The organism is Vibrio sp. E150_011, assembly GCF_053544015.1.
Window position 1 is genome coordinate 365,384 of the sequence record NZ_JBHFOL010000002.1, and the last position, 22,048, is coordinate 387,431.

Annotated in this window: 18 protein-coding genes; 11 read left to right on the plus strand and 7 right to left on the minus strand. The window is 44.7% G+C overall.

Going from position 1 to position 22,048, the window contains the following annotated elements; genetic code table 11:
* Window positions 1-7: 7 nt before the first annotated feature.
* The gene (gene dinG, locus ACE1OE_RS04845) at window positions 8-2,098 is read right to left on the minus strand and encodes an ATP-dependent DNA helicase DinG (protein WP_449210312.1); all 2,091 of its coding nucleotides are present in this window, start codon (window positions 2,096-2,098) and stop codon (window positions 8-10) included.
* Between the two features lie 534 nt (window positions 2,099-2,632).
* Between dinG and ACE1OE_RS04850 the strand changes: the two genes are divergently transcribed.
* The 3 genes from ACE1OE_RS04850 (at window position 2,633) to ACE1OE_RS04860 (ending at window position 7,181) form a co-directional block, all read left to right on the plus strand.
* Complete coding sequence (locus ACE1OE_RS04850; RefSeq protein ID WP_449210313.1) at window positions 2,633-3,658, plus strand: porin; 1,026 nt, start codon at window positions 2,633-2,635, stop codon at window positions 3,656-3,658.
* Window positions 3,659-3,825: 167 nt separating this feature from the next.
* Window positions 3,826-4,524: a DUF2057 family protein gene (locus tag ACE1OE_RS04855; RefSeq protein ID WP_449210314.1), complete on the plus strand. Its 699-nt coding sequence runs from the start codon at window positions 3,826-3,828 to the stop codon at window positions 4,522-4,524.
* 212 nt (window positions 4,525-4,736) lie between these two features.
* Window positions 4,737-7,181: an MMPL family transporter gene (locus ACE1OE_RS04860; protein ID WP_449210315.1), complete on the plus strand. Its 2,445-nt coding sequence runs from the start codon at window positions 4,737-4,739 to the stop codon at window positions 7,179-7,181.
* A gap of 40 nt (window positions 7,182-7,221) precedes the next feature.
* Here the strand turns inward: ACE1OE_RS04860 and ACE1OE_RS04865 are convergent, their stop codons facing one another.
* Window positions 7,222-8,103: a TonB-dependent receptor gene (locus tag ACE1OE_RS04865; protein WP_449210316.1), complete on the minus strand. Its 882-nt coding sequence runs from the start codon at window positions 8,101-8,103 to the stop codon at window positions 7,222-7,224.
* A 256-nt stretch (window positions 8,104-8,359) separates the two neighbouring features.
* The gene (locus ACE1OE_RS04870) at window positions 8,360-8,815 is read right to left on the minus strand and encodes a dCMP deaminase family protein (protein ID WP_102470452.1); all 456 of its coding nucleotides are present in this window, start codon (window positions 8,813-8,815) and stop codon (window positions 8,360-8,362) included.
* A gap of 287 nt (window positions 8,816-9,102) precedes the next feature.
* Here ACE1OE_RS04870 and ACE1OE_RS04875 point away from each other — a divergent pair, with 287 nt between their 5' ends.
* Window positions 9,103-9,882, plus strand: a complete 780-nt coding sequence (locus ACE1OE_RS04875) for a tetratricopeptide repeat protein (protein ID WP_449210317.1) — start codon at window positions 9,103-9,105, stop codon at window positions 9,880-9,882.
* Window positions 9,883-9,990: 108 nt separating this feature from the next.
* Here ACE1OE_RS04875 and ACE1OE_RS04880 read toward each other — a convergent pair whose 3' ends face one another.
* Window positions 9,991-10,938: a 1-aminocyclopropane-1-carboxylate deaminase/D-cysteine desulfhydrase gene (locus tag ACE1OE_RS04880; RefSeq protein WP_449210318.1), complete on the minus strand. Its 948-nt coding sequence runs from the start codon at window positions 10,936-10,938 to the stop codon at window positions 9,991-9,993.
* A gap of 455 nt (window positions 10,939-11,393) precedes the next feature.
* On the opposite strand from ACE1OE_RS04880, the gene ACE1OE_RS04885 reads away from it, so the two are divergent.
* The 7 genes from ACE1OE_RS04885 to arnF all read left to right on the plus strand — a co-directional run bounded on the left by ACE1OE_RS04885 (window position 11,394) and on the right by arnF (window position 18,968).
* On the plus strand, window positions 11,394-12,554 hold the full coding sequence (locus ACE1OE_RS04885; RefSeq protein ID WP_449210319.1) for an aminotransferase class I/II-fold pyridoxal phosphate-dependent enzyme: 1,161 nt from the start codon (window positions 11,394-11,396) through the stop codon (window positions 12,552-12,554).
* A 3-nt stretch (window positions 12,555-12,557) separates the two neighbouring features.
* Window positions 12,558-13,553 (plus strand): undecaprenyl-phosphate 4-deoxy-4-formamido-L-arabinose transferase, encoded by a 996-nt coding sequence (gene arnC, locus ACE1OE_RS04890; protein WP_102470456.1) that lies wholly within the window; start codon window positions 12,558-12,560, stop codon window positions 13,551-13,553.
* 26 nt (window positions 13,554-13,579) lie between these two features.
* Window positions 13,580-15,562: a bifunctional UDP-4-amino-4-deoxy-L-arabinose formyltransferase/UDP-glucuronic acid oxidase ArnA gene (gene arnA / locus ACE1OE_RS04895; RefSeq protein WP_449210320.1), complete on the plus strand. Its 1,983-nt coding sequence runs from the start codon at window positions 13,580-13,582 to the stop codon at window positions 15,560-15,562.
* On the plus strand, window positions 15,562-16,476 hold the full coding sequence (gene arnD, locus ACE1OE_RS04900) for a 4-deoxy-4-formamido-L-arabinose-phosphoundecaprenol deformylase (RefSeq protein ID WP_449210321.1): 915 nt from the start codon (window positions 15,562-15,564) through the stop codon (window positions 16,474-16,476). The genes arnA and arnD overlap by 1 nt, the downstream gene beginning before the upstream one ends.
* A gap of 70 nt (window positions 16,477-16,546) precedes the next feature.
* Entirely contained in the window at window positions 16,547-18,196 is a 1,650-nt protein-coding gene (gene arnT, locus ACE1OE_RS04905; RefSeq protein ID WP_449210322.1) for a lipid IV(A) 4-amino-4-deoxy-L-arabinosyltransferase, read from the plus strand.
* Between the two features lie 2 nt (window positions 18,197-18,198).
* Complete coding sequence (locus ACE1OE_RS04910) at window positions 18,199-18,546, plus strand: EamA family transporter (protein WP_449210323.1); 348 nt, start codon at window positions 18,199-18,201, stop codon at window positions 18,544-18,546.
* A complete protein-coding gene (arnF, locus tag ACE1OE_RS04915) occupies window positions 18,546-18,968 on the plus strand; it encodes a 4-amino-4-deoxy-L-arabinose-phosphoundecaprenol flippase subunit ArnF (protein WP_102470461.1) in 423 nt (140 codons plus the stop codon). Before ACE1OE_RS04910 ends, arnF begins: the two co-directional genes overlap by 1 nt.
* 41 nt (window positions 18,969-19,009) lie before the next feature.
* Here the strand turns inward: arnF and ACE1OE_RS04920 are convergent, their stop codons facing one another.
* Genes ACE1OE_RS04920 through ACE1OE_RS04930 form a run of 3 tightly spaced genes read right to left on the minus strand, consistent with a single transcriptional unit; the run spans window position 19,010 to window position 21,994 of the window.
* A complete protein-coding gene (locus ACE1OE_RS04920; RefSeq protein WP_102470462.1) occupies window positions 19,010-19,651 on the minus strand; it encodes a sugar transferase in 642 nt (213 codons plus the stop codon).
* A gap of 9 nt (window positions 19,652-19,660) precedes the next feature.
* A complete protein-coding gene (locus tag ACE1OE_RS04925; protein ID WP_449210485.1) occupies window positions 19,661-20,845 on the minus strand; it encodes a glycosyltransferase family 2 protein in 1,185 nt (394 codons plus the stop codon).
* Between the two features lie 33 nt (window positions 20,846-20,878).
* A complete protein-coding gene (locus ACE1OE_RS04930; RefSeq protein WP_449210324.1) occupies window positions 20,879-21,994 on the minus strand; it encodes a glycosyltransferase in 1,116 nt (371 codons plus the stop codon).
* Between the last annotated feature and the right edge of the window lie 54 nt (window positions 21,995-22,048).

The following is a 22,048-nucleotide window of genomic DNA, read 5'->3' on the forward strand; positions in this document are numbered from 1 at the left end:
GATCACCTTACTTTTCTATCGTTCTTTTAAATGGGGGCAGGGAATCGAGAAGAGATTTGCCATACCTTTTGGTTACGATACGTCTATCGAGAATATACAAGGTTCCGCAATCTCTTTCTTTTCGCAGTAAACGTCCGGCCGATTGTATCAGCTTTTTACTGGCCTCTGGAACAGTAATCTGTAGAAACGGGTTACCACCGCGGCGTTCAATGTATTCGGCATGCGCTTGTTCTATTGGTGAAGTAGGCACGCCAAACGGTATTTTGGTAATAATGAGGTTTTCTAATAACTCCCCTGGGAGATCGAGCCCCTCAGAAAAGCTACCGGTTCCAAAAAGAACGCTGGTTTTACCGCATTGAGTCAGCGTTTTATGTTTATTTAGAATTTCTGTGCGCGAGCGTTCTCCTTGTACTTGCAGGTGCCAGCCTTTTAATGCGAACTTTCCTTTAATGTCATTGGCGACCTGGTTCATCTGCCAATAAGATGAAAATAGCACAAGGTTACTTTTACCATCAGCGATGTATTCCATGAGTTTCTCTTTTAACTCATCAGTAAAAGGCGTGGCTTGTGGCTCGTACTTCATCTTTGGCACAATCAATTCTGCTTGATTCGCATAGTCAAAAGGCGAAGCAAGGGCAAGAAACTGCACACCATCGTCTTCTTTTTGACTAATGCCACTTTGATGGCAGAAAAATGAGAAAGAATTAAGCGCTCTCATGGTGGCAGAGACGAGCACGGCGCCGACACAACGAGACCACAGCTGTTGGTCGAGTTGCCAGCCAACTTCGAGTGGCGATACGCTGACAATGTGGTCATTATCGCGTTCTTTACTTTGCTCAATCCAGCGAGCAAGCGGCGCCCCTTTTTCTTTTTGCGCCTCGCTCATTAGTCGCCAAACCGCCGCTAGATTGTCAAAACGCTGAATGTAGAATCCAAGCTCCGCCAGCGCAGGTTCTGCAATGCGCGTCGCGATCTCTCCATCTTTCAGTCGCTCTGAAATCAAGTCGGCTATTTTAGCGGAAGCTTGTGCGCCTTTTTGGGTGATGGATTTAAGATCTTTCGCTTGCGTTTCCAACCACGTCGGCAGCTCGCCGTTTTCAAATCGACAGTTATTGTCTTCAAAGGTTAGGCTAGAACAAAATGTATTCACTTCGCCGAGTAACGGAATAAGCTGCTGTATTGAGTCTTGAAGTTCATTGCGAAAACGACCGACACGTTTTTCGTCAGCCAGCCCCGAATATTTAGATACCGCTTGGTTTAAGCGCTCTAACCAACTCACTGTCCCCTTTAATGCCGCGGAAGCCGACGCGTGGTCACGCGCGACTTGTGGCAGGTGATGCGCTTCATCAAAGATAAAAATCGTATTTTCTGGTTCGGGTAGGATGACCCCACCGCCCAGATCAGCGTCTGCCATGACCAGACTGTGATTAGCAATAATGACGTCGTTTTTATCGAGTTCAGAGCGTGCTTTAGCAAATGGGCACTGCCTATGTGCGGGTAATCCACTATTACAACTGTGCTTTTCACTGACAATAGACTGCCAGATTGAATCGTCAATCGGGTTAGGCCATGAGTCACGGTCACCATTCCATTTGTTTTGAGACAGCTTCTCATACATATCTTGAAGCTGTGTGATGTCACTTTTCTTTGGTTTAGCATCAAACATGGCGAGTTGGCTGTTGTTGTCATCCGCCTGACCGATACCGCAAGCGACCGCTAACTTCTCCGCGCAGCAATAACGTTGACGACCTTTTGCTATAACAAAGGAGAAGTTTTGGTCGGTTATTCGCCTATATAGAGGTAAGTCTTTATCAAGCAGCTGTTCTTGAAGCGCTACGGTTGCGGTGGAAATCACAATTTTGCGGTTATTTTGCACTGCAATAGGAATCGTGGCCATCAGATAGGCGAGACTTTTCCCAATACCTGTCCCAGCTTCCGCAACAATAATGCGTGTTGATTTGTGATATTGCCCAAGTAATGTCTTGGCAATTTCGGAAACCAGGTAGTTTTGCGCCCGACGAGGTACAAAGTTATCCAACTGATGTTGCAGGTTTTGATAGCTATTACGAATAGATGTTTGAATTTTACTGGTTGTCATACTGTGATCCAAGTTGCAGTCGGGCGATGATAGCACACTTCGAACCATGGCAATCAAAGATTCTCGACAGGGTATTGCTGTTAGAGTTTTGATCTATATCACAAAAAATGAGTGAACTTTCATAGGTGGCTATATAATTTGATTGGTGAAAAATATAAAACGCCAAAAAACATATGTTGATAGTTTAAAGTTCTGCTAGCGGTGTGCTTGTTATCCATTCTTTAGAGTTATATGTAATTATTGGATGTTTTATTTAGCGAAATATTGCAGCTTACTACCATGAAAAAACTTTGCGGTACATCACGAACTTTCTCATAACCCATTGTTTTACATGTCTTTATAATAATTTATCATGAGCCTTTAGAGTGTTTGACATTGTCTTATAACTTTTGCATTCTTGATTTCGAGATTTAACGACGCTGAAACGACTTGAGAACAAAAGGTTGTTGTTCTAAAAAATGATTTTGGCGCGATATATATTAAAAAAGGGAACCGAAAGGGAATTCCCATCTAATGAAAAGGCAGTGGATTATCATGAAAAAGACTCTAGTAGCTCTAGCAGTATTTGCAGCAGGTTCTGCGCAAGCAGGAATCGAAATTTACAACGAGAACAATGTAACTGTTGACCTTAAAGGTGACATTGAAGTTGTTTATGTACAAGACATTGGCGTAGACCAAAGTACTGAGCAACAAATTCAAGACGCGGATTTTGGATTTGATGTTCGCTACGCAATTAACGACGATCTACAGTTTGGTGCTTACTGGGAATTTGACGGCAGCGCAGATAATGGTTTATCTAACAGCGCGGTTAAAGCTGGTAACACTTACGTAGGTGTTTACTCTCAAGCTGCTGGTTCATTAATTGTTGGTCGCCTAGATTCTATTCTAGATGACGCGGGTATCGGTTCAGATTACCAGTTTGGTTTTGATGCATTCTTCTCTAATAACTCACCATTTGGTGCAGATGAATCTATCCGTTATGACATCGATAAAGGCAATTTTTACGCTGGTATCGCATACAAGCAAGATAAAAACACAAACGCAGGTTTGGGTGAAGACGGCAACATGGTCGACGCTAAACTTGGTTACCGTGTAGCAGACTTTGATTTTACTGGTTTCTACGGCAAAGCAGACTTTAAAGGCGCTGGTATTACAAATTCAGGTGATAGTGAAGAACTATACGCTCTAGAAGGTCGCTGGGCTGGTGTTGAAAACCTAAATCTAGAAGCTGGTTATTATCGTATGAATGATACTGTATCTAGTGTTGATAGCAGCATGGATATCTATGGTCTTGCTGCAGATTACACCATTGATAAAGTTATTCTTGCTGCTGGCCTTCAGTACGCTAATTTTGATAAGAAGACTCTTACTAGTGCAAACGGTTCAACACAAGATGTAGACTCAGAAATGGGTTGGTTTGTAAACGCTGGTTATATGGTAGCTCCAGGCGCAACTGTTTACGCTGAACTTGGTGGCAACGATGGTCACGGTCTTGATAACTCTGGTAACTACCAGTCAAATGATATCGGTTTCGCACTTGGTGCAAAAGCTGAATTCTAATCTAGCTTTTAGCTAACAGATTATATTGAAAGCCACCCTTGGGTGGCTTTTTTATGTCTGTTAATTAGTGATTTAGATGTCAATTTATCTAAAAAATCCTTTTTTGCAAGTGGTCTCTGTGGCATGCTGTTTGACAAGAAACTAGGCAGTAGTAAAGGAAGCCGATTGTGAAAAATAGTATTGTTATTCTTACCGCGTTGAGCCTGGCATTTAGCGTTAATGCCGCAACGCTGGTCCCTATGAAAGGTGTGTCGGTTTACTTTATTAACGGGCAAGAAGCCGGAGAGCGAATTGGTAAGAACCAATTGGTTGAAGGCGAAAACCAAGTTGTTGTGCGTATGGATAAAAAGCTGGGCAAAGGTAGTAGTTCAAATGTTTTTACCTCTGCGCCATATGTACTAACGCTTAATGTGACAGGCGAAGAGGTGAAAATTAACCACCCAGTCGCGCGCAGTGAGCAAGAAGCTAAGGTTGCATTTCGTGGAGATTCGCCAGAATGGCGAGTAACACAAGATGGCTACGCATTAGCGTACGAGCAAGAAAAGCTAAAAGGTAAAGATGGTTTCTTGCCTTATATGGCGATGGATGAACTGATCGCTGCACATAATGCTGAGCGTGGTATTACTTTTGCTTCTGGTGACATGGTTGTGGCGAAGGCCGCCACGCCTTCTACCACCGCGGTCGCTGCTACTACTGCCGTCGCGGCGACGAGCGTTGCGTCCACAAGTGCCTCAGTAACACCATCTAATGAAACGGCGGCTGCGCCAGTCGCTTCTGATAATGTCGCGCAGCTGCAAGCATGGTATTCAAAGGCGTCTAAGCAAGAGCGTAAAGAATTCCGTAAATGGATGATTGACCAAGAATAGGTCAGATTGATCCGATTTTAAAAAGGAGCCTTGGCTCCTTTTTTATTACCTGCACCTGCACTACCACCTATAGCGCTAAATACAACGACTACCATTGTTGTGTTGCCCACAGGTCTACCGCGTATTTAACGATACCACTAACAATAAATTGACGAGCAAAACGAATTTTGCGTTAAACTATCGATATTATTGCAATGCATTGTAAGCCTATCGTGAATCAACTTATCGCTCTTATCCAACGTTTCCCAAAAACGATTCTACTTATTGTTCTCATGCTAACCGCCGGCAGTGCCTGGTATGGGCAGCAGCACTTCAAAATGAATGCTGATCTTTCTTCTTTAGTGAAGCAGGAAGGGGGATGGGTAGACAATCTCGTCCGTCTTGATAATACCTTTCCTGAAACGGGTAACGTCGTGGTGTTGATCACCAGCGATGATCCCGAACTCGCCAAACAAAGTGTTGACACGTTATATGAAAAACTGGCTAAGACGGTTATCTTCAAAGATGTATTCGCACCCTCATTGCTTTCTTGGTTTCAGCAGTATGCGTTAGGGTTTGTCTCTGATGCCGAGTTTAAGACTTTACAAGGTATCACGAGCAAAGAAATGGCGCCGCTAATGGCGGGGGCTCAGTCACAACAGCTTGATGTGTATCTTGGGCAATTGATCGCCAAAAATTCAACGCATGATGATCCACTTTTAGACGCGCATGTATTGGACCCGCTTTTGGCCGCGATAAACGGACAAGATATCGATTGGAATCAACGCTTACGTCAAGAGATTACGTCCCCTAGTGCCTATGCGATAACGCTAGTGGCACAACCAGACGATAGCGTGAAAGAGCCCAACCGAGTCATTATTGAAACGATCCATCAGATCATTAATGAGGCAAACCTGCCGGCAAAAGTGGAGGTCCAGATTACCGGACAAGCGGCATTGGACTTCGATGAGATCGCCGACGCGAACAACAGTATCGCGATAGCTGGGGCGGCGTCGTTGGCAGGTTTGGTATTGATTCTTGCGATTGGTATTCGCTCCGTTCGTGTGATTATAGCTTGTTACCTAACGGTTATCATTGGCTTAACCTGGACGTTTGCCGCCGGACTTTTCGTCGTGGGTTATTACAACACGATATCCATTGTGTTTATGGTCATGTTTATCGGGCTGGCTGTCGATTTCTCAATACACTTATGCCTGCATATTCAAGAGCTGCGGATCAAAGGTGAAGACAATACCCTTAGCCTCACTCATGCGGTCGCGCACTCTTTCAAGCCTCTTTCTCTGTGTGCATTGTCATCCGGTATCGGGTTTCTAAGTTTTTACCCCACCGCCTACACTGGTCTCGGCGAACTGGGCATTGTCTCGGCGTTAGGTATGCTGTTAGGGCTGACTGCAACCTTCATTGTTATTCCGTTATTTTTTACCTTATTTGGCTACCCAACTGTTAAGCATAAAGCCGACACGCGCTTTTTTTCCGCTTTTGGTTCATTGCTGACTACCTATAAACGCAGTATTTGTCTGTTGATACTTGGTGTCGCTTGCGTAATGGGTTACGGTGCGACTCAGTTTAAGTTTGATTTCTCAACATTGGTTCTAAAGAACCCTGAATCTGAATCGGTACTAGGGCTACACGCGTTGCAGCAGCATGGTTTAGGTTCCAGTTATCAATTGTATGCGATTGCAAGTAACGAACAGGAAGCCAAAGAATGGAAGTCTCAATTGGTGCAGCAAGCCAGCGTGAGTCATGTCCTCATTGCCAGTGACTTCATGCCAAACGATCTTCAGGAACGAACGAAAGCGCTGTCGGATTCTTTGGCTGTAGACTCGACCGTTAGCCCTGTTTCGTTAAGTAATTTTAAGCAACAAGCGATGGCAATGGGCTGGCAGGGAGCTAAAGATATTCCAGACACCATTGATGTCGAAAATACGACTCGTCATTTGTTTAGTGGATTAGATTCGGGGTTGTTGTCCGCTATCGGGGCGAATAGCAATGAGTTGGACCTTAAGACCGACCTGCCGAAATCGTTGCTGACCCGATATGTTGGTCAAGCCGGGGAATGGTTAGTTACCGTAACCCCAAGCGGCAATATGAGTAATGTTGACGAGCTGAATCAGTTTATTGGTGATGTGCAGTTTATCGCGCCAAATGCAACAGGTCGGGCGGTGGCTGAAAAAGAGGTCGGCGTTATCGTTGTGGATGCATTTCGCTCGGCGATTCTTATGTCCGTATTTGCCATCGCACTCATTCTTATTTGGACCGTGGATAAGAAACGCGACATTATTCTTATTTTTATTCCGTTAGGACTCGCGACGATCACCACATTAGGAATGATGTACTGGCTGAATTTATCGATGAATATGGCGAACATTATTGTTGTGCCATTGATCTTCGGCTTGGGTGTCGATAATGGCATTCATATCGTTAAGCGCTTTCGAGCAGTCGGTAGTCTGACGGCATTTTTTACTACCTCAACCCCTAAAGCCTCGTTAATAAGCTGTCTGACAACACTGGCAACCTTTGGTGCACTGATTATTGCTAAACACCAAGGTATGCACTCGATTGGTTTGGTTCTAACCATTGCGTTATCAAGCATCCTTCTCTTCAGTTTGGTGTTACTGCCAATTATGCTAGAAGCCACAAAGAAAAAGACCCGTTAAGGGCCTCTTTCAAAAAGTGGTTTTATTCTTGGAGGTGTATCTAGAATCTAGCATCTAACGTCATGAAGAAACTTTTTCTTTGTCCGAAACCGATCTCGCTGATCAATACCCAGTTTGGTGTGAATTCATATTGCGCACCAACGAGGGAGTTCCAGTTGTTGGCGAGGCTTTGTTTTACATTGAATTTACCTTCACCGTCTCTATTTACAATATCAATAAGGCCTGCAAGTTCAGACGGTAGGCTAAGGTCATTAATGTTCCCAGAAAGTTCCTGTTGGACATTCTGATATTGTGCTCCGACCCAAACACGAATAGGGACATCGGTATTTCTAGAGAAGTCGTATCCAATTCGAGGTGACATTACGACCGATTCAATTTCGCCACTGATAACGGTTAATTGAGTTTTCGTGTAACTTATGTCGGCTAAAGCAAACCAGTTTTCGTACCCGCCAGCGATGACTGTACCACCACCGTATAAATAGCCATCCAAATCCAAGCGAAAAGGAAGCTCAGTATTGACCTCAGGGAGCGGTCCTATTTTTAACGACGTGATTGTCGTCTCTGAATAACCATTTATTTTTCCACCAATAGCATAGAAATTTAAGAATGGCAGGACCCAAACGTCGGCTTTAAGTGTCAAAACGTCACTCTCTTGGTAACCACTTTCTGTTTTTATTCCGATAGAGTCTGATCCAATCGGAATATTGCCCAGTTTGAGACCGTCGAATTGAATAGAATCGATATTAATATTTTGAGAAACGTTCATGTAACCCAGGCTAAGGCCGAATGTTTCCGGCAAGGTATAGCCGCGAGCTTCTGCTTCTTCTTTGAAGAGAGGCAGCTCGATAGCACTTAACATAGGTGAGATTGTCGCGCCAACCATAGCGGTAAAGGCAATCGATAGCGAACGAGATGTGACCATGAACCTACTCTTTTTAATGATGATACGTGTCGTATTGATAGCGAGCGCGGATTTTAAAGGATAGCAGTATTATTGGAAAGGGATTATATCGTTTTAAATATGGTTTTTAGTTGCTTATGAATGAATATACCTATTCAAAATGTAACAACTGACAACGAATGTGGGTACTTCGATGGTTTTTAGCCGTAGGACAGCGTTCGATATTGCGTTTAAACAAGGCGGCTTCGTTAATGACGAAACCACCTAGTGATGACATTCAGTCGTTCGGTTTTTCTTCGCCGGAAAGCTCAAGCCAGTCAATTTTAACCTCAGCTTGTTCAAACATGTCTTGGCTCAGTGAAATCTTGTCACCCCAACGAGAAAGGAAATCCTCAGACTGCGCAGGGCAGTGCACAACAGATATGCCGGTTTGGATGATTTTTGCTGCGCAATTAGGGCAAGGGAAATGAGTGACCCAGATTTCACAGGCATCCAAATCTCGTTTTGCAAAAAGAATGGCATTTTCTTCCGCATGCAGCGTTTTGAGGTACTTAGTTTCTCTTTCGTCACTTTCTGCGCTATCAGAAATACCATGCGGATAACCATTAAAACCGACGGACACAATTCGGTTATTTTTTGTAATGACGGCACCCACTTGAGTTGAAGGATCCTTGCTCCATGATCCGACGAGCTCTGCCATTTGGATAAATCGTTTTGCCCATTTTGAGACCATTTCGACTCCATATTATCGAAAAACATTTGTGAACAAGTTTACAAAAGTTAATAAGGGAACACGAGCGCTAATTGCAAACGATTACATTATATTTATTCGACCCAAGCGACAACGGACCAAAAGGCCGTGACCTATGATATCAAATAAACATGGCTACGCAGAATGAAATGATTTTTGTGACTCGACCGAAATTCTTTGTCAGAGTATTGCGAATTCTGTATGAAAACGCTAAAACATTAATGATCATGTGGCAGTATTCGGCTTAATCTTCAAGACAGGAAATAATAATGCGAAAAACACTGTTAGCGGTTTCACTATGTAGTCTGTGTTTTAGTGCGGGAAGCCTTGCATTTACAAAGGATTGGTCAGCGTCGAGCGTTAAAGCGGTAACCCAAGGTGCAAAACAAGGCGATTTGTTTGCTCAAATCGAGCTTGGTGATCGTTATGCTGCGGGTAATGGAATCAAAGAAGACGATAGCGTCGCGGTTGACTGGTACGCTAAAGCTGCAAAGCAAGGCAGTGAAACGGCCATGTATAAATTGGGAATGATGTACGATAATGGGCACGGCGTGCACTATGACGCGAAAGAAGCGGCATCGTGGTTTGAAAAAGCCTCTGCTATCGGTCATGACCAAGCGCAATATTATCTTGCTGGCATGTACAAGTGGGGACGAGGCGTAGAAAAAAGTAATGCTAAAGCGGTGGAATACTATCGCCTAGCGGCAGAGCGTGACTACGATGTTGCTCAAAATAGCTTAGGTGTTATGTACGCAAAAGGCTTAGGGATTGAGCACAACGATACTGAAGCGGTAAAGTGGTATCGAAAGGCGGCTGAAAATGGTTATGCTTATGGTCAAAGAAACCTTGCGTTCAAATACTCGCTAGGCGAGGGCGTTGAGCTTGATAATATTCAAGCATTTGCGTGGGCATCAGTCGCATCTACAAATGGTTACCAGAGTGCAGAGCAATTACGAGATAAATTAGCATTGAAGTTGAATGAAGATGAAATTCAACAAGCGATGGTGTTTGCGAAGCAATATCTAGAGGCTTACTCGTCACATAAGTAATAGAGCTATCCGCGGTCAGTTAGATAGGGAAGCAGTGCTTCCCTTTTTTGTGTCTTGTTTAGTAACACGCGTAGTCCAGGCTCGATGCTACATTTCTTCGATATCTATCTACCAACTCAACACTTTCTTAGATGCCGCTCCGAACTTGCGCTCATATCGAGGGAGCATGGTTTCATTACCCAGTAATCCCCCTTGATGTATATACAGTAATGTCGACTCTTTATTCTCTTCAAGCCATGGTACCAAACATCGCCACATGAGCGGGTCGTACAGTAAATCAAACTCGACATGCGTTTGTTCATTCATGGTTTGCCACATCAAATAATCATCTTCATAGAGCTTTGCGAAGTGATGTTTTTTCTCTAGCTCAAGAATTGTAGGGTGGTTATCATATTCAGCAAGCTCATGGAATTGGCGAATCAAATACTCTTTTCCTCCTACGCAAGGACAAGTGAGGACCTCAATACCTTCGGGTTGTAGCGCTTTTGCCAAGTATAATGCCGTCGTTCCGGTGCCCGACGGTAGAGCTACCTTAAGTGCTGAACTTTTTTCGAATCGTGACCAGGTCAAAATTTCTCTGGCAAGCTGTTGAACGCCCAGTTGTGCCGATTGAAAACGCCCACCTTCAGGTATGATAAGACATGTTTCGTCATTACCATGGTGACGTTGAATAAAGTCTGACGGATGCAATTTAGGCTCCGACATACAATCAGAACCGTTGATGTCAGCTAGGGAGACAATGGTCGCCCCGAGTTCTAGTGCCATGCGATAATTCCCCATTGGTTTTTCATCCAACCAACTGGGTTTGTGGTCAACATAATAGGTTAGAGACCAGCCTTTAATTTTTGCTAGGGCTGCCAGCGTCGTGAGTGAATTAGCCTGAGCTGAACCCCAACCGATCAACCGAGTCACCTGTGGGTATTGTTGTTGCAGTGTATCGGCAAACTTACGTGCTTTATTACCATTAAAATGACTATGCAGTAGGTCATCCCGTTTTAAGTAAAACGTTCGACCATTCAGATTGTGCTGTGTGATGGGGCTGTCTTGTAGTTTCACTGGATACACCGCCTGAAAATTCGGGGAAAGAAGTCTAACGCTAATGGTGCGGTGTGACAAATGGTTGGTGTTACAAATGCATACATTGGCAACCTAGCAGGTATGCGATACTGGCCATTAATTGGTGTGGTGAATTAGAGGCTGAGCCAGAAAAAGGTATCTTTTTTTTTGACAAAAAACTGACGTTCACTGTGGTTGACGAGCAGATTTCGTGAAAATATACCGGTCTCGTGGTTACTCAGTATAATTTAGAGGCCATAAAAGTAGATAATTTGTTAAGTTCTTTTGTCTTCTGTCGATAAAAGAATGCATTTAATGAATGTTTGCTTTAATAGTGTCCTAAAGGTTAATAAATTAGACCTCAGAAGTACAACAACCCTTTTAATTCTTTGAACGCCCTAGTAAACTTTAATGTTCTTCGTGCTAGCATGCACGGTTATCTGTGAGTTAAATATATGAGCCAGTCATTTCTCCCTTTGTGTCGACCAGCGGTAGATGAAAACGATATTCAAGCTGTCGTTGATGTTCTTCGTTCTGGATGGATTACCACCGGTCCAAAAAACGCGGATTTAGAAAAAAAAATATCAACCTATACTGGCGCACCACAAGCCGTCGCATTGAGTAGTGCGACCGCAGGAATGCATCTGGTGCTGCTAGCGCTGGGCATTGGTCCAGGCGACGAAGTCATCACACCATCATTGACATGGGTATCGACCATTAACATGATTACCTTAGTGGGGGCAAAACCGGTCTTTGTTGACGTTGATGCCGAAACCTTGATGACTGATGCCGAAAAAATTGCCCCTCTAATCACGGATAAAACGAAACTCATTGTCCCAGTGCATTACGCAGGTGCTTCGCTGGATCTTGACCCTATCTATGCACTTGGTGAGCAACATGGTATCCCTGTCGTGGAAGATGCCGCTCACGCACTTGGCGCAGAATACAAAGGCCAACCGATTGGTTCACGCGGAACTTGTTTGTTCTCCATGCATGCGATTAAGAACGTGACCACCGCAGAAGGCGGTGTCATGACGACCTTCGATTCTGAGCTCGCTGACAAAATTCGTCGTCTTAAATTTCATGGGTTAGGTGTGGATGCGTTTGACCGCGAAACACAAGGTCGAGCGCCGCAAGCTGAGGTTATTGAACCAGGCTTTAAATACAATATGCCAGACATCTGTGCTGTATTGGCTTTAGGGCAAATGGACCGTATCGCTGACATTACGCAAGCACGTACGGGCTTAGCTTTAAATTACCGCGCGAAACTGAGCTCGCTTAAGGGGGTCACGCCACTTGGGTTGGCGAGTCATGATCACAAGCACTGCTGGCATTTGATGATCGTTCGTATCGACCCTGCACAAGCGGGTCTAACACGTGACGAATTGATTGCTAAATTGAAAGAAAAAGGTATCGGTGCAGGCATCCACTTTAAAGCTTGCCATACTCAAAAGTATTATCGTGAGAATTACGCGGACAAGTTCGGTGCAATCACGCCTAACCTAGCGAATACCGAACGTAATAGCGACCAAATTTGTTCACTACCCTTGTTTCCTGATATGACTCAGGAAGACGTAGCGCGTGTAGTGAATGCCGTTTCAGAAATAATTGGGTAACACATGAAACAGAATGACACCATTAATTTCGTATCTATCGTCATACCGGTATACAACGAAGAGAGCTGCTTACAAGAGCTAATTGAACGTACGACGAAAGCGGCAGACAGTTTAGGCAAAGACTACGAGCTTGTGCTTGTTGATGACGGTAGCCGCGACCGTAGCGTCGAGATCATAGAGGCAGCGGCTGCAGAAGAAGGCAGCCATATTGTTGGAGTGATCCTTAATCGCAACTATGGTCAACATAATGCGATTATGGCGGGCTTTGAACAGGTTCGTGGTGATTTAATTATTACGCTTGATGCTGACTTACAGAATCCACCTGAAGAAATTCCGAACCTTGTATCAAAGGCGGAAGAGGGCTTTGATTCTGTTGGTACGGTTCGCCAAAACCGCCAAGACAGCGCACTTCGTCGTTACCCATCAAAAGTCATTAATAAGCTAGTGAAACGCTCAACTGGCGTTGAAATGAACGACTATGGTTGTATGTTACGCGCTTATCGCCGTCATGTTGTTGATGCGATGCTAGAATGTCATGAGCGCAGCACATTTATTCCGGTATTAGCGAATGGGTTTTCTCGTCACACGACAGAGATCCCGGTTCATCATGATGAGCGCGCTGACGGAGAATCAAAATACAGTTTCATGAAGCTTATTAGCCTCATGTTTGATTTGATTACGAGTATGACGACCGCACCACTTCGCTTACTTAGTATTTTTGGTGGCATGACAGCCGCCGCAGGTATTGCGTTTGGTATCATACTGATGTTGATGCGCATCATATTCGGTTCTGAATGGGCGGGTGACGGCTTGTTTACGTTATTTGCTATTCTATTTGTATTTGTGGGTGGACAGTTTGTCGGCTTAGGTTTGTTAGGTGAGTACATTGGTCGAATTTATTCTGATGTTCGAGCAAGACCGCGTTATTACGTGCAAGATGTTTTAGTGGGTGAAGCGACTAAAAACGCACGTGAAACAGACGAATCAAAAAATAAATAATAAGATTTATATTAGAGGAAAATTCCATGAAAGTAGTAGTGTTTGCCTACCACAATATCGGTTGTACTGGTGTTCGTAGCTTGCTAGATGCAGGTGTTAAAATCGAAGCGGTATTTACTCATGTTGATGACAGCAACGAAAATGTATTTTTTGAGTCTGTAGCGAAGCTTGCGGCGAAAAACGGTATCCCTGTGTATGCGCCGGAAGATGTGAATCACCCTCTCTGGGTTGAGAAGATTCGTCAGATGCAACCGGACGCGTTGTTCTCTTTCTACTACCGCAACATGATCAGCCAAGAAGTATTAGATATTGCCCCTAAAGGTGGTTTCAACCTACATGGTTCTCTACTTCCAACGTATCGTGGTCGCGCTCCAATCAACTGGGCGCTCGTGAATGGCGAAACAGAAACCGGCGTGACGCTGCACAAAATGGTGCAAAAAGCGGACGCAGGTGACATCGTTGGTCAAGAGAAAATTGCTATCACTGACGAAGACTCAGCAGAAACACTACACTCGCGTCTTGCGGTAGCGTCAAGCGATCTTATGTCGAAAGTATTGCCAACCATCGTGGACGACAGCGCGGTAGCCACAGCACAAGACGAAACGAAAGCGACATGCTTTGGTCGTCGTACGCCTGCTGACGGCGAAATTAAGTGGTCAACCGATTCACGTACTGTGTTTAACCTAGTACGTGCAGTAACGGAACCATTCCCTGGCGCGTTTACTTACCTTGGTGAGCGTAAGCTAACGATCTGGAGCGTAACGCCAAGCGATAAAACGTTTGATGCGACACCTGGTTCTATTGTCGCTACGTCTCCTCTTACGATTGCATGTGCTCAAGGCTCTGTGATTGTGAACTCTGGTGAAGCTGAAAATGGCCTATACCTTGGTGGTGAGCAGCTAGCGGCAGAATTGCACCTAATCGAAGGCATGCGTTTTGGTCCTCAAGCAAGTGCAATCATCAATGCGAAGAAACGTCAAAAAGTATTGATTCTTGGCGCGAATGGCTTTATCGGTACGCACCTAACTAAGCGTCTTCTTGATGATGGCGGTTATGAAGTATACGCACTAGATATGAGCTCAAACCAGATCTCTGATCATCTAGGCCACCCAGACTTCCACTTTGTTGAAGGTGATATCACCATTCACAACGAATGGATCGAATACCACATTAAGAAGTGTGACATCGTATTGCCGTTGGTTGCTATCGCAACACCAATTGAATACACGCGTAACCCGCTTAAAGTGTTCGAACTTGATTTCGAAGAAAACCTGAAGATTGTTCGTGGTTGTGTGAAATACAACAAGCGCATCATCTTCCCGTCGACGTCAGAAGTTTACGGTATGTCAACGGACGCTGAGTTTAACGAAGATACATCGCCACTGATTGTAGGTCCTATCAACCGTCAACGCTGGATTTACTCTGTGTCTAAGCAATTGCTTGACCGTGTTATCTGGGCTTACGGTAAAAAAGATGGTCTAGATTTCACTCTATTCCGTCCGTTTAACTGGATGGGTCCACGCCTCGATAGCCTAGATTCTGCACGTGTTGGCTCTAGCCGTGCGATCACTCAGCTTATCTTAAATCTTGTTGAAGGTACGCCAATCAAACTGATTGACGGTGGCGAGCAGAAGCGTTGTTTCACTGATATCTCTGAAGCGATTGAAGCTTTGTTCCGTATCATCGAAAACAAAGATGGCCTATGTGATGGTCAAATCATCAACATTGGTGCACCAGAGAATGAAGCGAGCATCAAAGAGCTGGCTGAAACGTTGGTAGAGAAGTTTGAAAACCACCCACTACGTGGCAATTTCCCTCCATTTGCGGGTTACAACCTCGTAGAGAGTAAAGCGTTTTACGGTGATGGCTACCAAGATGTTCAACATCGTAAGCCAAGCATCGCCAATGCGAAGAAACTTCTTGATTGGGCACCAGAAGTGCACATGAACGATACGATTGAAGAGACACTAGATTTCTTCCTTAAAGGTGCAGTAGCAGAAGATAAGTAATGAATCAGAATGAAGTCACTAAGGTCGGTCTTCGGATCGACGTAGATACTTTTCGAGGAACAAAACTCGGGGTACCTAAGCTGCTCGAAATTTTCGAAAAGCATGGAGTGATGGCTTCATTCTTCTTTACTGTTGGACCTGATAACATGGGGCGCCATATATGGCGCCTTTTGCGTCCTGCATTTTTGAAGAAGATGCTTCGCTCGAAAGCCGCCAGCCTTTATGGCTACGATATCCTTATCCGCGGTACGCTTTGGCCTGGTCCTATTATTGGCAAAAAACTACGCTCGATTATAGAATCCGCTGATGTCGCCGGTCATGAGATTGGGCTTCATGCGTGGGATCATCACAAGTGGCAGATGAAGACAGATACGATGTCTGATGCTGAACTTCGCAATCAAATAACGCTAGGTTACAACCTTCTCAAAGACATTACGGGTAAAGACTTGCCTTGTAGTGCAGTGGCCGGATGGCGCTGTACCGATCAAACCTTGATCGAAAAAGATGCCTTTCCTTTTAAGTACAACAGTGATTGCCGTGGCGATTCCATCTTCTCTCCAGGGGAAGGGATGGCACCACAAATCCCTGTGACCTTGCCAACGTATGATGAATTGGTTGGACAAGACGGCGTCGATAACAGCAACTACAATGGTGCAATACTGAAGCTAATTAAACGTGATAGTTTGAACGTTTACACCATCCATGCTGAGGTGGAAGGTATTGTTTGTGCTGAAATGTTTGAAGAATTGATTGTCAGAGCTAAGCAACAGAATATAGAATTCGTACCTATGATCGATTTGCTAGGCAGCGTAGAGCAACCACTTCCGCGTGATACCATTAGTAATATTGAAATGGAAGGGCGTGAAGGGTGGTTGACGCATCAAACCTCATTTGTAGAAAAAATGGGATTGTAAACCACGCTAGCTGAACATTAAAAAACATAAGCCCATGAATGTCGTGGGCTTTTATTCAATTGGATGAAGAATGCAACAATCTCGAATTAACTGGGCGGTCTGGGTACCGCTGTTCTTTATAGCTCTCTATATTTTGCCTTTGGATATCCGTCCTTTGTGGTCGCCGGATGAGCTACGTTATGGTGAAATATCACGAGAGATGGTCACATCAGGAAACTGGATTGTACCCACTTTTAATGATTTACGTTATTTCGAAAAGCCTATCATGGGCTATTGGTTTAATGCGATCGCCCAGGTGATTTTTGGCGAAAACAACTTTTCTGTTCGTATCGCTTCAGCGTTGGCAACACTTGGTGTTGCGATGAGCCTAGTGCTATTAGTAGGACGTGTGACGAATCGACGCCAAGGTTGGTTAACTGCCGGTGTCTTCTTGAGCATGTTCATGGTCGCTGCCGTGGGTACTTATAGTGTTCTTGATGGAATGCTCGCATTTTGGTTAACGGGTTGCTATGTCGCGTTCTTCTTTGCGACACAATCTCAAACCACCGCACAGCGTTGGCTTAATTACGGCCTAGCGGGTTTTTTCTGTGGCTGCGCGGTACTAACGAAAGGCTTTCTTGCATTGGCGCTTCCTGTCATTGTGGTAGTGCCTTACATGATCATGCAAAAACAGTTCTTAGAGATCCTTCGTTGGGGCTGGTGGGTCATGCTGGTCGCTCTTGTTACCTGTTTGCCGTGGTCGTTAGCCATTCATGCAGTGGAACCAGACTATTGGAATTACTTCTTCTGGGAAGAGCATATTCATCGCTTTACCGCGGAAGATGCTCAACACGTTGCGCCGATGTGGTACTACATCCCATTCCTATTTTTGGGGACATTGCCTTGGGTTTTCTGGGCACCATCAGCGGTCGCGCAGCTAAAAGGAGAGTTGAGTAAACCTTTGATTCGCTACGCTCTGCTTTGGGCTATTATCCCGTTCCTGTTCTTTTCTTATGCGAGCGGTAAGCTTGCTACGTACATCTTGCCATGTATGGCACCTATTGCGATTTTGCTGACTCATGGCTTAATTAAAGCGGGTGACAAAAAGGTGCGCGGTCTCACAATTGGTTCGTTGCTCAATGGTGCATTCTTCACTGTGGTCGCCATCACATTGCTGGTCATGTTCTTCATGGGCAAGTTGCCTCTAGAGGCTTCTGAGTCTTACCGTCCTTGGGTTGCTGCATTTATTCTAGGCTTCTGGGCGTGTTGCGCATTTTATGCAGTAAAAGCCTCATCTTTTGAGAAAAAATGTGCCGCCTATATGGTGTCCCCTCTCGCCTTGTTCACGCTGTTTACCTTCGCGGTACCAAACACCGCTGTTCATTCGAAAATGCCTGAACAGTTTATGGCAAAACTTGCGCCTATGGTTTCGGATGACATGGTATTGATTGCGGATTATCCAGATACCATGTCAGCATTGAATTGGTACTTGAAGCGCAGCGATGTTTACTTAACCAGCGGTATGGGTGAGGTGGATTATGGTCTCAAGTACGAAGATTCAAAACATCGTTATATTGAATGGAACATGCTGGGTGAGTTTATAAAAGATAAGCAATTAACGGGACCGGTGCTTTTACACTTTAGGGACTTACCAACATTACCAGACGGTTTTCCAGAATCCAGCGATCACGTTGATCTTGGTCGTTATCATGCGTTGATCTTTAACAAGAAAGATCAGTAAACGTGACCATTTTTCTTTTTGTGCTCTCGGTTATTGCGAGCTCGTTGAGTCAATATTGGCAAAAGCGTGCCGCGATGCATTTTGAAGAGCACCCCGATCTATCCGCACTAGGAAAGCTATTTAGCTTTCCTATGATGCTAGGCATTGGGTTCCTAGGGACGAGTGCGCTGACGTGGCTTGGTGTTTTGAGTCAGTGGGATGTGTCCATGGCTTATCCATTACTGAGTATTAATTTTGTCATCATGTTATTGGTGTCCAAGTTTGCTTTTGGTGAGGTGATTGTGCCTAAACAGTGGATAGGCGTCATGTTTATCATGGTTGGCGTTGGGATATTGGGAGGCGCGAATTAATGGTGCTGAAAGACTTAAAGGCTGGCTTACCGGTCGCCTTATTAAGTGTCTCATTAATATCTATTGCTCAGCTCTCAATGAAGTGGGGAATGGGCAATTTATCCGATTCATGGATGACGCTGCAGACAATGTTCGAACAAGCACAATGGCAAGCCGTTTGGATTCAGGTTTGGCCCGCGCTGTTGTGCGTTGGGTTCGGCTTACTTTGCTACGCAATGTCGATGGCATGCTGGGTGATGGCGCTTAAGCATTTGCCTTTGGGTGTTGCCTATCCACTACTGAGTTTAAGCTATGTGGTGGTTTATGCGCTCGCAGTGAGCCTACCTTGGCTAGATGAGCCTTTCGATGGGGTGAAGTTAATTGGCATTGCTTTTATATTGCTCGGACTTGGGCTTATCTTTACCGCTAAAAAATCCAGTTAACACTGGATTTTTTTGTATTACCTACCTAGATATTTAGCTGCCTATCTGCCGTGTCTTCCCACCATGATCTTCAAGGTAAGAATGACGATGTGAACGTCAGTGATTATCCAGGTTTTGAATGATGATAACGACAGAGCATAACTATGGTCAAAACCTACCTTGCGTCTCACGTCGTCAATGCATGTATCATAACCTTGATTGACTTGTGCGAGTCCGGTAATTCCGGGTAAAACGTCATAAGTACGTTCCACAAAATACGGGATATCATTTTCAAGTCTTTGGTAAAAATCCGGGCGTTCGGGTCTCGGTCCAATGAGTGACATTTCGCCTTTTAATACATTGATAAATTGTGGGAGTTCATCGAGTCTTGTTTTTCTTAAAAAACGACCGACAGGTGTAATTCTAGGGTCATCTTCAGTCGCCCAGGTCGCGCCACTGCGAGACTCAGCATCAATGTACATGGTTCGATATTTGATCACATGAATAAAATCCATCTTGGTTGGTGTCCACTTACCGACACGCAACTGCGTATAAAAAATGGGTCCCCGTGATGTTAACTTAATCGCGAGTGCCACAGGAATAAACAAACATGCCAAAATTAGCATACCCACCGATGCTCCGATGACATCAAAGATTCTTTTTGACACTTTAATCGATGGCTTTTCGAATGTGGTAATTTTCATTTCTGGCTCCTAGCGCGTAATGCGTTTCCATTTACCATTCTCCAAACCCAGCAGATAGCGTAGGCCGCCGATCAGATTAGCGGTATGACCAAGAATGACATAAGTGATAAGTTTAATAACTTTAAGTCTTTGTAATGAAGGGATATAAACGCCCAATATCGCAATAATGTAAATCAGTATCTGCGCACTAAAAAGAATCGCAAAAATGGGGTAGTTGGATAGGAAAGCACAAGAAACCAACGCAATAATCATTAAGTACGGCGTTATCAGACGTAATCCTTTCCCCGAGAAAAAGGCAAAAGCAACACCTTTGTAATGGGGTGAGAGCAAGCCGAATAACTGCATTGTTTGTTGCATATTTCCAGCTGAAATACGCACTCTCCGTTTGAAATCATCGTCCAAATTGGTGGATTCAAGCTCAACAGCGTTCATATCCTCTGCATAAGTTGCGCGATACCCCGATTTTATAATTTGCATCGGGATCAAGAAGTCATCATTAATGGCGTTGGCAGGTAATGGATTGAATAATGCCGTGCGAATGAAGTATAAAGCGCCATGACTGCCGATGGTTGAACCTAACGTGGTTTCTCGGTACTTAATTTGGTTTTGATACTGCCAGTAAGCTGACTCACCGCTGTCGTTGTCGAGTAATTGATACGTCGCGTTCACCACACCAACGCTTTGATCTTGAAATTGATCAGCTGCGATAATCAGGGCATCAATGGAAATGAGAGCCGAGACGTCTGAAATCGCGGTAATATCAGTGCTAATCTTAGGAATATAATGATTGAGAATCGCTACTTTCCCTTGGTTTTCTTCGTTCGCAATGACTTCAAAATGGGTGTCGGCGCAAATCGCTTCCTGAATGGTTGACTCCGCTTCTTGAACCGTATTATCGGTACACCCATCGCAGATAATAAGTACGCGTAGTTTGGTTTTTGGGTAATCTAGATAGGCGAGATTACGAATTTTCTCCGCAATCCAAGCCGCCTCGTTATACGCTGGAATAAGGACCGTAATATTTGGCAAGGCTCTGTCTCTTTTTAGAGTTCGATAGCCTCGGCCTATGTGTGCAACCTGTGTTATTGGGTGCCGACTCGAATACCACCTTAGCAAAAGAGGGTAGCCCACATGATGATAAACAATGAGCGATACGCTGATTGCAAAGGCTCCAACCCATAATCCATCCATAATATACTCCTAACGCTGGTTAACGACGGTACGACGCTATGCTTCAAAAACGAGATTGCGATACGCTTGACTCATCATTCGCACATCGTTATTTTCGACAACGAAATCTCGTGGGCTAAATAAGTGTTTAGTTCGGATTGTGGCGTCAAGGGCGTTAACGAGAGAAATGACGCTCATTGGACGTGAGACGACACCAGACAAGGGGCACAAGGTCTCTCTTGCCGCACCTACATCGGTAACAACGACCGGAATGTTACAAGCCTGAGCTTCCAAAGGAGACAAAGGGAACCCTTCATGAACGGATGGCAAGCAAAATACGTCAAGGGCTTGATAGAACAATGGCATATCGGTCACCAATCCCATGAAATGGACACGTTCATCAAGATCAAGCGCCACGGTTAACTGCTTGAGATCTTGCTCAAGTGAGCCAATTCCCGCCACCGCAAGGTGCACGTGCGATGGCAATCTGACGAGAGTTTTGATCAAAGAAGCCTGACCTTTGACTTGCTCTAAGCGACCCGCTGTGCCGATAAGCGTAACGTGTGAAGGGAGATTAAGCCCGTGTCTTGCAGTAGTTTGGTCACCCGGAATAAATCGATTGCAGTCTATGCCATTTTTGATGACGGTTGGCTGCGTTTCGGGAAACCAGGCTATGAGTTGTTGCTGAACGGCGCAGGCATCGGCAACGAGGATAGGTTGGACGAAACGCAGCGCGAGACGTTCTACTTTTCTACGCTTCTCGCAATTGAGATGCCACATATCATGCTCGGTGTGAATTCTTACCGGTACGTTCGCCAACCGAGCGGCAAGGCCTCCATAAATAAGCGGACCGACGTGATGAGTATGGACAACTTGAGGGGAAAGGGCGCGTAAAAGTCGTGACAATGTACGAAACATGGTGATTTGCGTGCCAGACTGCTTGGTGAGAAAAAACAGGTGTGCTCGGTATGGGCGAAGAGTCGGCCAATGGTCGAGCGCCTGCTCAAGATTACCCTCCAAACTGACAATAAAGACTCGTTCGGTGTCACTCGCCTGTTTTAATAACTCCAGTACCATTGTTTCGAGTCCGCCTGGCGCCATATGCTGCACGACATGAACAATTTTGAGGTTTTTCCCTGCGATCTTTTTGGGAATTAAAGGGGACGTGGTCATAATACACTCCGTCGTATTCGTAATGGTTAGATATTGCACGTACTGTGCCATATT

Coding starts and splice junctions, on each gene's coding strand:
- dinG (WP_449210312.1), bottom strand. CDS start 2,098: ATGACAACCAGTAAAATTCAAACATCTATTCGTAATAGCTATCAAAAC.
- ACE1OE_RS04850 (WP_449210313.1), top strand. CDS start 2,633: ATGAAAAAGACTCTAGTAGCTCTAGCAGTATTTGCAGCAGGTTCTGCG.
- ACE1OE_RS04865 (WP_449210316.1), bottom strand. CDS start 8,103: ATGGTCACATCTCGTTCGCTATCGATTGCCTTTACCGCTATGGTTGGC.
- ACE1OE_RS04870 (WP_102470452.1), bottom strand. CDS start 8,815: ATGGTCTCAAAATGGGCAAAACGATTTATCCAAATGGCAGAGCTCGTC.
- ACE1OE_RS04875 (WP_449210317.1), top strand. CDS start 9,103: ATGCGAAAAACACTGTTAGCGGTTTCACTATGTAGTCTGTGTTTTAGT.
- ACE1OE_RS04885 (WP_449210319.1), top strand. CDS start 11,394: ATGAGCCAGTCATTTCTCCCTTTGTGTCGACCAGCGGTAGATGAAAAC.
- arnC (WP_102470456.1), top strand. CDS start 12,558: ATGAAACAGAATGACACCATTAATTTCGTATCTATCGTCATACCGGTA.
- arnA (WP_449210320.1), top strand. CDS start 13,580: ATGAAAGTAGTAGTGTTTGCCTACCACAATATCGGTTGTACTGGTGTT.
- arnD (WP_449210321.1), top strand. CDS start 15,562: ATGAATCAGAATGAAGTCACTAAGGTCGGTCTTCGGATCGACGTAGAT.
- arnT (WP_449210322.1), top strand. CDS start 16,547: ATGCAACAATCTCGAATTAACTGGGCGGTCTGGGTACCGCTGTTCTTT.
- arnF (WP_102470461.1), top strand. CDS start 18,546: ATGGTGCTGAAAGACTTAAAGGCTGGCTTACCGGTCGCCTTATTAAGT.
- ACE1OE_RS04920 (WP_102470462.1), bottom strand. CDS start 19,651: ATGAAAATTACCACATTCGAAAAGCCATCGATTAAAGTGTCAAAAAGA.
- ACE1OE_RS04930 (WP_449210324.1), bottom strand. CDS start 21,994: ATGACCACGTCCCCTTTAATTCCCAAAAAGATCGCAGGGAAAAACCTC.